The organism is Arthrobacter sp. NPDC058127 (genome assembly GCF_042884555.1).
GTDB lineage: Bacteria > Actinomycetota > Actinomycetes > Actinomycetales > Micrococcaceae > Arthrobacter.
The window spans coordinates 367,808-380,350 of sequence record NZ_JBHVTT010000001.1; the positions used below are offsets into that span (position 1 = coordinate 367,808).

A 12,543-nucleotide genomic window follows, 5' to 3' on the forward strand; every position below is an offset into this window, starting at 1 on the left:
GGGTTCCCCGCTCCGGCTTTGAGCGTTTTAGCCTTCGAGCGGGCCGAGCCACGCGTTGGCTATGGTGTTGTGCGCAGACTCGTCATTGGAGGGATGGAAGATCCCTGCCAGCACATCGCGATACAGCCGCTCAAGTTCCGAGCCACGGAAATAGCTGGAGCCTCCGGAAACCCGGATGGCCACATCCACCATGCTCCGGGCGTTCTCCGTGGCCCGCACCTTGAGGCCCACGAACCTAGGAAACCACTGCGTCCCGTGATCGACCAGGGCATCCACGTCACGGGCCACTGACGCCAGCTGCGGCTGGATGGAATCCATGGCCATGGCGGCGTCGGCGATCATCCAGCGGATGTCCGGGTCTTGCGAGAAGCTTCGGCCGCCGTATTTGGCGGAGGTACGGCGCTTGGCGGCCTCGACCGCCAGGGCGAACGCGCGCTCCGCAATGCCCGTGTAGACGGCGGCGAGCAGCGTTTCGAAGCACGCGAAGATCGCAAAGATCAACGGATCCTGATTGGGTCCCACGGGCAGTTTCCGGAAGATCCGTTCCGCCGGTACCACGGCGCCATGGAGGAGCGTGGTGTTCGATTGGCTGGCCCGCATGCCCAGGGTGTCCCAGTCACCCAGCGTCTCGTGGCCCGGGGCGTCGCGTTGGATGAAGCCGAAAACCAGCTCTCCGCTCCCCTCCCGCGCTCCGCTGTCCTTGCCGAAGATCCCGAGGCGGGTCCACGCCGGCGACAGGCTCGTGAAAATCTTCCGCCCGGTGAAGCTGTACCCGCCGCCTGGCTGCGGTTCCGCCGTAGTCCCTGAATCAAAGAGCATGGAGTCATTCCCCGGCTCGGAAATCCCGAACGCAAAGACCTCGCCCTGTCCGGCCTCCTTGAGGACAAAGTCAAGGGAGTCGTCGCCGCGGGCCGCCAGGACGTGCGCGACGCCGGTCCAGACAAGGTGCATGTTGACAGCCAACGCTGTGGCCGGGGCGGCCGTCGCGAGCCGGCGCTGAAGCGCCACCGCGGCTTCGAGTCCGAGCCCCAGTCCGCCGTCGGACTCCGGGACGAAGATCTTCAGGTAACCCGCCGCAGCGAGCTCCTCAAGGTCTTCGTGGAAGAACGAGTTGTTCCGGTCATAGCCCGCGGCGCGGCCCCGGATGCGGCGGAGCAGCTCGTCCGGAAGGATCTCCTCGGGAGTCACAGCGTTCTCCCTAGTAGTTGCTGAGCAGGGTGTTGAGCACCCTGGATCCGAACTTGAGCGAATCGGCAGGAACGCGTTCGTCAACGCCGTGGAACATGCCGGTGAAGTCGAGTTCCTCCGGGAGCATCAACGGGGCGAATCCGTAGCCTGTGATGCCGATCTTGCTGAGCGACTTGTTGTCGGTGCCGCCGGACAAGGTGTAGGGCAGCACCTTGGCGCCGGGGTCTTCCGAGTGCAAGGCATCGATCATGGCGTCTACGAGATTGCCGGCGAACGGCACTTCCAGGGACACGTCCTTGTTGACGTAGCTGACGTCCACGCCATCTCCGGCAAGTTGTTTGATGGTTTCGAAGACCATCTCCTGCTGGCCTGGCAGCGTGCGGCAGTCCACCAGCGCTTCCGCCGATTCGGGGATGACGTTGTGCTTGTATCCGGAGCTGAGCAACGTGGGGTTTGAGGTGTTCTGGAGGGTTGCCCCCACGAAACGCGCTACGGTGCCGAGTTCCTTCAGCAGGGTCTCGGGATTGTCCGGATCGAACTCGACGCCGGTCAATTCCGTCACGCCGTCGAGGAACTGCCGGGTGGTGGGGGTCAGCTCAATCGGCCAGGGGTATTCGCCGATCCTGGTGACTGCCCCGGCCAGGCGGGTAATCGCGTTGTCCGTGTTGATTTGCGAACCGTGCCCGGCACGGCCGTGGGCCACGAGGCGCAGCCAGGAAAGGCCCTTCTCCGCAGTCTGGAGCAGGTAGGTGCGCTTGCCTCCGATGGTGGCCGAGAAGCCGCCTACTTCGGAGATCGCTTCCGTAGCGCCGTCGAAGAGTTCCCTGCGGTGCTCGACGGCGTAGCGCGCGCCGTAGTTGCCCCCGGCTTCCTCGTCGGCGAAGAACGCGAAGATGATGTCGCGCTTCGGCTTGCGTCCCGTGCGGGCGAAGTCACGCATGACCGAGAGAATCATGGCGTCCATGTCCTTCATGTCCACGGCACCGCGTCCCCAGATGAGTCCATCCTTGAGTTCGCCGCTGAAGGGATCCACGGACCACTGGTCCTTGAGCGCCGGAACGACGTCGAGGTGGCCATGCACCACGAGGGCGCCGGCCGAGGGGTCCTCCCCCGCCATGCGCGTGACCACATTGGCCCGGCCCGGAGCCGACTCAAAGATTTCAGCGTCCAATCCCACTTCATTAATAAGCGCCGCCGTGTATTCCGCTGCGGCGCGTTCCCCGGGACCCGAATCGTCACCGAAGTTCGAGGTGTCTATGCGGATGAGTTCCTGGCAGATCCGGACTACTTCGTCCTCGGGTCGGATATCAGTCATGGAACTCTCCTTGCTGGCTGGGATGGACGTACTCCGGCGGGAAGGCAGATGGTGCGGACGCTCCCGCGCGCTTCCCTCAGCCTACCCACCGCACGCTTGTTTGGCCGCGTGCTTCCCGCGTTTTGGCGCGGATTGGCAAGGCCCAATTGCCGTTGCCGGCCCCCTCTCCAGCTCCGGTTTTTTTATTTCCCGGAAATCGTGTTAGAGTTTTTCTCGCTGCTTCGGAGGAAAGAGAAGCGCCGAGAGGCGCAGAACGAAGGCTCCGAACACCACCTGCGCGGGTGGCGGAATGGCAGACGCGCTAGCTTGAGGTGCTAGTCCTCGAAAGGGGGTGGGGGTTCAAGTCCCCCTCCGCGCACAATTGCAAGGCCTGGAATTCGGAGAATTCCAGGCCTTGTTTGTTTAACCTGAATTTGCCTTTTCGGACGCTAATGCGGCGTTCGTCACATTTATTAAATTGCATTACCGGCAATTCACTCACGGCAGTGGACCGGGGTTCGGACTTGGCTCTGAATCTGGCTCCGCCAGGGACGACGACGGCGGCCGCCCGCGTGGGTGACCGCCGTCGTCGTAGCTGTTCCTGGACCCCGAACCTTGAACTCCGAAACCGGTGCCCTACAACGCCGTCACGGATCCGCTGAAGTGCCTCCTGCCGCTTCGCGGGTTCCAGGCGACATAGTCGGAACGTTCCCACGAGCCTGACGCGGAGTGGACCGTGCCGATTTCCAGGGCCACCCGTGCCGGGAGGAACACCGGCGCCTCGAAAATCACGTCCCACCGGAACGCTTCCGACTTCACCGAGCCAACGTCGGCCAGGGCCCGGGATGCAAGGTACATGCCGTGCGCGATTGACCGCGGCAGGCCCAGCGCCTTGGCCGAGAGGAGGCTCAAGTGGATCGGATTGAAGTCCCCGGAGACGGCGGCATACATGCGGCCGGTGTCCACGCCGAGCTGCCAGACGGCGGTTGGCGCGGGCGCCGCGAATTCCGTCGGAGCGGCGGCCGCGCCGGCCTTGTCGACTCCCGGCAGGAAGACCCCCTTGGCCAAATACGTCGAGACGCCCCGCCAAAGCAGGGCCCCGTCGTTGCTTGACCGGACTTCGGCAACGACGTCCAGTTGGGTTCCCGCCCTGTGGCCGCGCATGTCCTCTGCCCAGGACCGGACATCGAGCGGTTCACTGAACTGAACTGCCCGCAATTGCTCCACATGGTTCTTCAAATGGATCATCCCCAGCAGCGGAAGGGGGAAGTCGTCCCGGTTCAGCACGCTCATGGCAACCGGGAACGCGAGGGCATGGATGAAGCCCGCCGGCAGTACGTCACTCGCAGTCTCGCCGATCAGGTGCTGGTAGGCGGTGAGGTTCGCGACGTCGGCCCGCACCCCGCGGACCTCGTGGCTCCCGGGGGGCAGCGCAGTGGCCGCTTGGAACCCCAGCACCCTCCTCCGTGCGGCCGTTGCCGCCGCATTCACATAAAGCTTCGAGAGGGACGGCAGGTCCCCCAGGATGAGTGGTTGTTCCGTGGTCATGCACCCACCAGGTTCTGTCCACAGACCCTGAGCACTTCTCCCGTGATTCCAGCGGCCGCATCCGATGCCAGGAACGCAATTGCCTCTGCCACGTCCCCCGGCAGGCCGCCCTGCTGCAGCGAATTCAGCCTGCGGGCCACTTCCCGCGTGGCGAACGGGATACGGGCGGTCATGTCGGTCTCGATGAAGCCGGGCGCGACGGCGTTGATGGAGCCGCCGCGTTCTGCCAGCAAGGGCGCCGTGGCCCTGACCATGCCGATCACTCCCCCTTTGGAAGCAGCGTAGTTGGTCTGCCCGCGATTGCCGGCGATGCCGCTGGTGGAGGCCACCGACACGATCCGCGGGGTTTTGTGGAGCTGGTCCGAGCCCAGGAGTGCTTCGTTGATCCTCAATTGCGAGGCGATGTTCACGCCGATGACGGAATTCCAGCGGCCCTCATCCATGTTGGCCAGGAGCTTGTCCCGGGTAATGCCGGCATTATGGACGACGATATCGAGCCCGCCATGGCGTTCCACGGCGTGGTCGATGATCCGCCTCCCGGCGTCCTCAGCCGTGATGTCCAATTGCAGGGCAGTTCCATGGACCTCGTTGGCGACGGCGGCGAGGTGGTCCCCCGCCGCGGGAATATCCACCACCACGAGCCGCGCACCGTCCCGGTGCAGGGTCCTCGCGATCGCCGCGCCGATGCCACGGGCGGCGCCGGTGACGACGGCGACCTTCCCGGCCAAGGGCTTGTCGGCGTCGGCGGCAAGCTCGCCGGAGCCCGACGTGACAGTCAGGAACTGGCCATCCACGAACGCGGACCGTCCTGACAGGAAAAAGCGCAGCGCACCCAGGGTGCTGGGGCTCGTGGTACCGGCACCGTCCCCGAGGAGAATACCGTTGGCTGTGGCACCCGCCCGGAGTTCCTTGGCGAGCGAACGCAGCAGCCCGTCAACTCCTTGGCGACCGGCGGCAACAGCCGGGTTTGCCGCAGAAGCGGAGGTGCGGGAGATCGTGACGACCCTCGCGCCGGGGGCCAAATCGCGAAGCGACGGTGCCGCGGTGAGAACAGGTCCGACAAGCTCATCGGGGTGCTCGACGGCGTCGAGCACCAGGATGATCGCGCCCAGCTTTTCCTTGGGCAACGCGGCACGCCGAACGTCGAGGCCCCACCCCACGAGAACAGCAGCCAATTCGTCGGAGCCGGCGGTTCTGCCGTTGCCGTTCCCAAGCACAAGGACCGGACCCGGAACCAGCGGTTCTCCTGCTTTGTACCTTCGAAGCACGGCAGGTTGGGGCAGGCCGAGCTTTTTGGCCAGGTCCTTGCCGATCCCGTGGCTGACAAACTGTGTGTATTTGTCCGTCATGCCGGCTACCGCCCTTCCGGAGCGGAGTAGGCCTCGAGGATTGCGACGACGCCCTGCCCTCCGGCGGCGCAGATGGAGATGAGTCCGCGGGCCGGACGGCCGTCCACCGGGCCGTTGTCGTGGAGAATCTTCGCCAATGAGGCGACGATGCGTCCTCCGGTGGCAGCAAAGGGATGGCCGGCGGCGAGAGACGAGCCGTTGACGTTGAGCTTGGCACGGTCGATCTTGCCGAGGGCACCATCCAGTCCCAGCCGGGTGCGGCCGAATTCCTCGTCCTCCCACGCGGCGAGCGTGCTCAGGACGGTGCCCGCAAAGGCTTCGTGGATTTCGAAGAAGTCGATGTCTTCGAAGGACAGCCCGTTGCGGGCCAGGAGCCGCGGCACTGCAAAGACCGGGGCCATGAGGAGTCCGTCCTTCCCGTGGACGAAATCGACGGCGGCGGCCTCGCCGTCGACGACGAGGGCCAGCTTGGGCAGGCCCCGGGCGTCCGCCCATTCCTCAGTGCCGAGGAGCACCGTGGAGGCACCGTCCGTGAGCGGAGTGGAGTTGCCGGCCGTCATGGTGGCTTCCGCTCCCAGGCTCTTGCCGAAGACGGGCTTGAGGGTGGCCAACTTCTCCATTGATGTATCGGGCCGCAGGTTCGAATCACGGCTCAGCCCACGGTACGGAGTCACGAGGTCATCGAAGAAGCCACGTTCGTAGGCCGCGGCGAGGTTGTGGTGGCTATTGAACGCGATCTCGTCCTGCGCTTCGCGGCTGATCTTCCATTGGGCCGTAGTCAGGGCCTGGTGCTCTCCCATGGAGAGGCCTGTCCGTGGTTCCCCGGTGTTCGGAGCATCCGGCGCGAGGTCCTTGGGACGCAGCCGTGCGAGGACCTTGAGCCGATCGGGCAACGACTTGGCGCGATTGAGGTCGAGCAGGATTTCGCGGAGGCCCTCGCTGACTGCAATAGGGGCATCGGAGGCCGAGTCGACGCCGCCGGCGATAGCCGAGTCGATCTGGCCAAGCTTGATTTTGTTGGCGAGACCCAGGACGGTTTCAAGGCCGGTGGCGCATGCCTGCTGGAGATCGTAGGCAGGCGTCTCCGGCGAAAGGGCCGAGCCAAGCACCGCTTCGCGTGTCAGGTTGAAGTCGCGGGAGTGCTTCAGAACGGCTCCGGCGGCGACCTCACCGATCCGCTCCTCTTGAAGGCCGAAGCGTGGGATCAGCCCGTCCAGCGCAGCCGTCAGCATGTCCTGGTTCGATGATTTGGTGTAGGCGCCGCCGGTCCGGGCAAAGGGAATCCTGTTCCCGCCAACCACCACGGCCCTGCGGAGTGTGCCCGGGGCTACGGGGGATTCGTGTGGTGCGTTCGCGGAATGTGCTGCTGCAGGCATGCGTTGCTCCTTATGATCACATCGGGTTACTGATACCCAGCGTACCTGATACGCTGAGTATCGTGAACATCCCCAGCCCTGGACTTCCTGCCGACCACGACGCCGGGACTCCGCCCCCCGCGGACGGCGACTCTCCCGCCGTCGACGGCCGTGCCGCCCGCTGGCAGGTCCACCGCGAAGAACGCCGGCGGGATCTCATCAAGGCCGCCCGCAAAGCCGTCCATGCGCTGGGCAGCGACGCCTCCATGGAGGACATCGCGACCGCGGCCAGTACCTCCAAGTCGGTGTACTACCGGTATTTCGGGGACAAAGCCGGCTTGCAGCAGGCAATGGGCGAAGTAGTGCTCGGACAAATGCAGCGGCGAATGAAGGAAGCGGCGGAAAGCGCGCAGACTCCCCGCGAAGGCCTGTTCGCCATGGTTTCCGCGTACCTGCAAATGGCGGAGTCCAGCCCCGCCGTCTACGCGTTCATCACGCGGCTCTCGCAAGGGGAACCCTCGGCGCAAGACGCCATCGCCGCCTCAGGAGCCCTTGGCCACTTCTTCGAGTCGATCAGCGCCATGATCGCCCGCCCCATGCGGGAACACCTGGGCGCGGAAAAGGAAGCACTGATCGACTACTGGCCCACTGCCGCCATCGGGCTGGTCCGCAACGCCGGCGAAAGGTGGCTCGGAAGTCCCGCCTCCCCCGCGAAGCCCGACCAGGAAACCATGGCGGCCCAGATCACCGATTGGCTGTGCGTGGGTATCGCCCCGGAACTCAAGATCAACTCCCCTGAATATCAGCAATGACTCCACGTTGTTCGGAACCAAAGAAGGAATCACCATGACTGAAGTAGTGGACCGCACCTCCTCCAGCAACCGGGCGGCCGCGGGAACGGCTGCAACCACACAGCCTGCTGTGCCAGCCCCCACGGTGGACGTAGCGGCTCTTGGCGAACTGCTGCTCGGCAAATGGGCCCACATCCGGCACACGGCACGTGACCTCGCGGGCCGCCCCGAGGTACACAAGATCGAGGGCTTGACGCATACCGAGCACCGCAAGCGCGTGTTCGGGCAGCTGAAGTACCTCGTGGACAACAACGCCGTGCACCGGGCTTTCCCCGCCAGCCTGGGCGGTTCGGATGACCACGGCGGCAACATCGCCGGCTTCGAGGAACTCGTCACTGCCGATCCTTCACTTCAGATCAAGGCCGGTGTGCAATGGGGTCTCTTCGGTTCAGCGGTGATGCACCTCGGCACGGAGGAGCACCAGAACAAATGGCTTCCCGGAATCATGAGCCTGGAGATCCCCGGCTGCTTCGCCATGACCGAAACCGGGCACGGCTCCGATGTTGCGAGCATTGCCACCACGGCCACCTATGATGAGGCCGCCCAGGAGTTCGTCATCAACACTCCGTTCCGTGCTGCGTGGAAGGACTACATCGGCAACGCAGCCGATGACGGCCTGGCCGCCGTCGTGTTCGCCCAACTGGTGACCCGCAACGTGAACCATGGCGTCCACGCGTTTTTTGTCGAGCTGAGGGATCCGGACACCAAAGAGTTCCTGCCCGGAATCGGCGGCGAGGACGACGGCATCAAGGGCGGGCTCAACGGCATCGACAACGGCCGCCTGCACTTCACCGATGTCCGTGTCCCGCGCACCAACCTGCTCAACCGCTACGGCAACGTTTCCCCCGATGGCGAGTACACCTCGCCGATCGCCAGCCCTGGACGGCGCTTCTTCACGATGCTCGGCACCTTGGTGCAGGGCCGCGTCTCCCTCGACGGCGCGGCGGTCGCCGCCAGCAAGGTGGCCTTGACGACCGCCATCCGCTACGCCGCCGAACGGCGCCAGTTCAACGCGTCATCCCCAACCGACGAGGAAGTCCTGCTGGACTACCAGCGCCACCAGCGCCGCTTGTTCACCCGGCTTGCCACTACCTTTGCGGCGAGCTTCGCGCACGAGCAACTGCTCGAAAAGTTCGACGACGTCTTCTCCGGCCTGCACGACACCGACGCCGACCGCCAGGACCTCGAGACCCTCGCCGCGGCCCTCAAGCCCATGAGCACCTGGCACGCCCTTGACACGCTGCAAGAGTGCCGCGAGGCCTGCGGCGGCGCAGGATTCCTCATCGAGAACCGTTTCGCCTCCCTCCGTGCGGACCTTGACGTCTACGCCACGTTCGAAGGTGACAACACTGTGCTTCTGCAGCTCGTCGCAAAGCGCCTCCTGGCCGACTACGCGAAGGAATTCCGCAACGTCGACTTTGGCGTGCTCGCCCGCTTCGTGGCTGCCCAGGCCGCCGATGTCGCCATCAACCGGACCGGCCTGCGGCAAGTGGCGCAGTTCGTGGCGGACACGGGATCAGTCCAGAAGGCCGCGTTGGCCCTGCGGGACGAAGAAGGCCAACGCACGCTCCTGACGGACCGGGTGCAGTCCATGGTGGCGGAGGTGGGTTCTGCGCTCAAGGGTGCGAACAAGCTTCCGCAGCATCAGGGCGCCGCACTTTTCAACCAGCATCAGGACGATTTGATTGAAGCCGCGCAGGCCCACGCCGAACTCCTGCAATGGGAAGCGTTCACGGAAGCGCTCGGCAAGGTCGGCGATCCTGGCACCTTGCGGGTGCTGACATGGCTGCGCGACCTGTTTGGCCTGTCGCTTATCGAGAAGCACTTGTCCTGGTACCTCATGAACGGCCGCCTCTCCATGCAGCGGGGACGCACCGTGGGGGCATACATCAACAGGCTGCTCGTCAAGATCCGTCCCCACGCGCTGGACCTGGTTGATTCCTTCGGATACGGTCCGGAGCACTTGCGGGCGGCCATCGCCTCCGGGGCTGAGAAGGAACGCCAGGACGAAGCCCGCGGCTACTTCCGGGAGCACCGGGCAAGCGGCGAGGCACCCGTCGAGGAGAAGAGCCTCCTCGCCTTGAAGGGAAGGAAATCCAGCTAGCATCCTGCCGTGACCGGCCGGTGAACATCTGCCGAATCCTTTAACGACGACGGCGCCGCACCCCCGCTGAGGGGTGAGGCGCCGTCGTCGTTCCTAGTGGGTCAGGGGGCGAGGACTGAGCGATAGACCTCAAGGGTTGTTTGGGTGATCGATTCCCAGGAAAAATGCTCCTCCGCCCGGACGCGGCCCGCGGCACCCATGACCTTGGCCCGCGCAGGATCAGACACAACCTCATTGAGGGCAGCGGCGAAATCTGCGACGAACTTTTCGGGATCCAGCGGCGTGCCTGTGCCGTCCGTGACCTGCTCCAGTTCAACCAGCAGTCCCGTTTCACCGTGCTGAACCACTTCGGGGATACCGCCCGTGGCACTTGCCACCACGGCCGCGCCACATGCCATGGCCTCGAGGTTGACGATGCCGAGGGGCTCGTAGATCGACGGGCAGGCGAACGCCGTGGCATGGCTGAGGACCTGGATGAGCTCATGCCGCGGAAGCATGCGTTCGATGACCAGGACCCCTTCGCGTTTGCTTTGCAAGTCCTCGATGAGCCGGGCGGTTTCCGCCGCGAGTTCCGGAGTGTCCGCTGCGCCGAGGCAAAGCACCAGCTGCACATCTTCCGGGAGGCTGGCCGCAGCCTTCAGGAGGTACGGCACACCCTTCTGGCGGGTGTTGCGCCCAACGAAGACCACGCTGGGCTTGGCGGGGTCGATGCCGAGCGCGCGGATTGCGTCTTCGCCCTCGTCCGGCTGCCACATGTCGACGTCGATACCGTTGTGGACCACCCGCACCTTGGCGGGATCCACGTTCGGATAGCTGCGCAGGATGTCCTTCCGCATGCCGTCCGAGACAGCAATGATGGCCGCGGCGGCCTCATAGGCGGTCTTTTCAACCCACGAGGACAAGGCATAGCCGCCGCCCAGCTGTTCCGCTTTCCATGGCCGCAAAGGTTCCAGGCTATGGGCGCTGAGTACATGGGGGATCCCATGCAACAGCGACGCCAAGTGGCCGGCCATGTTGGCGTACCAGGTATGGGAATGGACCAGGTCCGCTCCGGCGATGTCCGGCACGATGCGCAAATCCACGCCGAGGGTCTGGACGGCGGCATTGGCCGAGCCCAGATCATCCGGTGTGGAATACGACGTCACCGTTGCCCCGTGGAAGTCCGCATCACGGGGCGCGCCGAAGGCGCGCACCTGCAGATCCACGTGCTTCGCCAAGACGCGGCTGAGCTCGGCAACATGCACACCGGCCCCGCCATAGATTTCGGGTGGAAACTCTTTAGTCACAATGTCTACGCGCACGCTACCTAACGTAGTCCTTCCCGAGTATGTGTTCTAGTGTGAAAGGGTCCGGCAACCCGGGCTTTTTTCGGGGGCTACAAAGACGTACAGGGAGAGCAAAAACCATGGCGTTGAAGAAAGTATTGTCAATTGTGTTGGCTGGCGGCGAAGGAAACCGTCTTATGCCATTGACGGCAGACAGGGCAAAACCTGCTGTGCCGTTTGCGGGGGGGTATCGATTGATCGATTTCGCTCTCTCGAATCTGGTCAATTCCGGGTACCTCCAGATCGTGGTGTTGACCCAGTACAAGTCGCACAGTCTTGACCGCCACATCTCCGAGACCTGGCGGATGTCCACCCAGCTGGGCAGATATGTGGCCTCGGTTCCCGCCCAGCAGCGCGTGGGCAAGAGCTGGTTCCTCGGCAGCGCGAACGCCATTTACCAGTCCCTGAACCTGATTCACGACGCCAACCCCGACATTGTCGTGGTCGTCGGAGCGGACCACGTTTACCGCATGGACTTCCAGCAAATGGTCCAACAGCACGTGGCCAGTGGGGCCAAGGCCACGGTCGCTGCCGTCCGCCAGCCGCTGAACATGGCCAACCAGTTCGGCGTGATCGAGGTCGACAAAAACGATCCCCAGAAGATTTCCGCGTTCGTGGAAAAGCCCGCCGAAACGGAAGGCCTCGCCGCCGATCCCACGCAGTTCCTTGCCTCCATGGGCAACTACGTCTTCGACGCCGACGCGTTGGTGGAAGCACTTCGCATCGATGCGGAGCGCCTGGACACCAAGCACGACATGGGCGGCGACATCATCCCTTATTTCGTGTCCCAGGGCGAGGCCGGCGTCTACGACTTCACGCTCAACGACATTCCCGGATCAACCGACCGCGACCGCACCTACTGGCGCGACGTAGGAACCATCGATTCGTTCTATGACGCCCACATGGACCTGATTTCCCCGGTTCCCGTGTTCAACCTGTACAACTCGGAATGGCCCATCTACACGCGGCAGAGCATTTCACCGCCGGCCAAGTTCGTCCGGGGCGACAACAACACGGTCGGCACCGCTTTGGACTCCATCGTGGCCAGTGGCTCGGTGATCTCCGGAGGAATCGTGGAAGGGTCCGTCCTCTCCAACGACGTCTACGTTGGACCGGCCACCAGGATCCAGGACTCGGTGCTGATGGACAAGGTGCGCATCGGTGAAGGCGCTGTCGTCAAGCGGGCCATCATCGACAAGAACGTGAAAGTCCCTGCCGGGGCCGCCATTGGCTTGGATGCCGACCTGGACCGCGCCCGTGGCTTCAAAGTCACCGAGTCCGGAATCACCGTACTCGCCAAGGGGCAAGTGGTACCCGAGCCTGATGCGTCCGAGCTCGCCCTGGCTGCCGAGCACCGCCGCACGGTGCCGGAGGCGATCAAGGCTGCCACGGAGAAGTTCCCCGACATCAGGGACTCCGCGGAGCAGGTCACGAAAATCCAGGCTGACTCGGTAGAGGTCTGACCCGGAACCCGGAACCAGGACAGCCCCCGGCCTCCCAGGCGACAGCAGGCCTCCAGCCTCTGTCGC

9 protein-coding genes and 1 tRNA gene are annotated in these 12,543 nt (G+C 64.4%); 4 read left to right on the top strand and 6 right to left on the bottom strand.

Annotation, left to right across the window (positions count from 1 at the left end; genetic code table 11):
- Positions 1-27: 27 nt before the first annotated feature.
- Entirely contained in the window at positions 28-1,188 is a 1,161-nt protein-coding gene (locus ACFVTG_RS01745) for an acyl-CoA dehydrogenase family protein (RefSeq protein WP_390277492.1), read from the bottom strand.
- Positions 1,189-1,198: 10 nt separating this feature from the next.
- On the bottom strand, positions 1,199-2,503 hold the full coding sequence (locus ACFVTG_RS01750; RefSeq protein WP_284755626.1) for a M20/M25/M40 family metallo-hydrolase: 1,305 nt from the start codon (positions 2,501-2,503) through the stop codon (positions 1,199-1,201).
- Between the two features lie 275 nt (positions 2,504-2,778).
- Between ACFVTG_RS01750 and ACFVTG_RS01755 the strand changes: the two genes are divergently transcribed.
- Positions 2,779-2,861 (top strand) — tRNA-Leu (locus ACFVTG_RS01755).
- A gap of 257 nt (positions 2,862-3,118) precedes the next feature.
- Here the strand turns inward: ACFVTG_RS01755 and ACFVTG_RS01760 are convergent.
- Genes ACFVTG_RS01760 through ACFVTG_RS01770 form a run of 3 tightly spaced genes read right to left on the bottom strand, consistent with a single transcriptional unit; the run spans position 3,119 to position 6,755 of the window.
- A complete protein-coding gene (locus tag ACFVTG_RS01760) occupies positions 3,119-4,030 on the bottom strand; it encodes a MaoC family dehydratase (protein ID WP_390277494.1) in 912 nt (303 codons plus the stop codon).
- Positions 4,027-5,379, bottom strand: coding sequence for a 3-oxoacyl-ACP reductase (locus ACFVTG_RS01765; RefSeq protein ID WP_390277496.1), 1,353 nt, complete (start codon positions 5,377-5,379; stop codon positions 4,027-4,029). The genes ACFVTG_RS01760 and ACFVTG_RS01765 overlap by 4 nt, the downstream gene beginning before the upstream one ends.
- 5 nt (positions 5,380-5,384) lie before the next feature.
- Positions 5,385-6,755 carry an acetyl-CoA C-acetyltransferase gene (locus ACFVTG_RS01770; protein ID WP_390277498.1) on the bottom strand — a complete coding sequence of 457 codons (1,371 nt, stop codon included), beginning with the start codon at positions 6,753-6,755 and terminating at the stop codon, positions 5,385-5,387.
- Between the two features lie 68 nt (positions 6,756-6,823).
- Between ACFVTG_RS01770 and ACFVTG_RS01775 the strand changes: the two genes are divergently transcribed.
- Both ACFVTG_RS01775 and ACFVTG_RS01780 read left to right on the top strand, forming a co-directional pair.
- Entirely contained in the window at positions 6,824-7,546 is a 723-nt protein-coding gene (locus ACFVTG_RS01775) for a TetR family transcriptional regulator (RefSeq protein WP_390277933.1), read from the top strand.
- Positions 7,547-7,580: 34 nt separating this feature from the next.
- Positions 7,581-9,689, top strand: a complete 2,109-nt coding sequence (locus ACFVTG_RS01780) for an acyl-CoA dehydrogenase (protein WP_390277500.1) — start codon at positions 7,581-7,583, stop codon at positions 9,687-9,689.
- A gap of 101 nt (positions 9,690-9,790) precedes the next feature.
- Here the strand turns inward: ACFVTG_RS01780 and glgA are convergent, their stop codons facing one another.
- Entirely contained in the window at positions 9,791-10,990 is a 1,200-nt protein-coding gene (glgA, locus tag ACFVTG_RS01785) for a glycogen synthase (protein WP_284755633.1), read from the bottom strand.
- Positions 10,991-11,094: 104 nt separating this feature from the next.
- Between glgA and glgC the strand changes: the two genes are divergently transcribed.
- Positions 11,095-12,477: a glucose-1-phosphate adenylyltransferase gene (gene glgC / locus ACFVTG_RS01790; protein WP_284755635.1), complete on the top strand. Its 1,383-nt coding sequence runs from the start codon at positions 11,095-11,097 to the stop codon at positions 12,475-12,477.
- Positions 12,478-12,543: the final 66 nt, after the last annotated feature.

Coding starts and splice junctions, on each gene's coding strand:
- glgC (WP_284755635.1), top strand. CDS start 11,095: ATGGCGTTGAAGAAAGTATTGTCAATTGTGTTGGCTGGCGGCGAAGGA.
- ACFVTG_RS01750 (WP_284755626.1), bottom strand. CDS start 2,503: ATGACTGATATCCGACCCGAGGACGAAGTAGTCCGGATCTGCCAGGAA.
- ACFVTG_RS01780 (WP_390277500.1), top strand. CDS start 7,581: ATGACTGAAGTAGTGGACCGCACCTCCTCCAGCAACCGGGCGGCCGCG.
- ACFVTG_RS01765 (WP_390277496.1), bottom strand. CDS start 5,379: ATGACGGACAAATACACACAGTTTGTCAGCCACGGGATCGGCAAGGAC.
- ACFVTG_RS01760 (WP_390277494.1), bottom strand. CDS start 4,030: ATGACCACGGAACAACCACTCATCCTGGGGGACCTGCCGTCCCTCTCG.
- ACFVTG_RS01770 (WP_390277498.1), bottom strand. CDS start 6,755: ATGCCTGCAGCAGCACATTCCGCGAACGCACCACACGAATCCCCCGTA.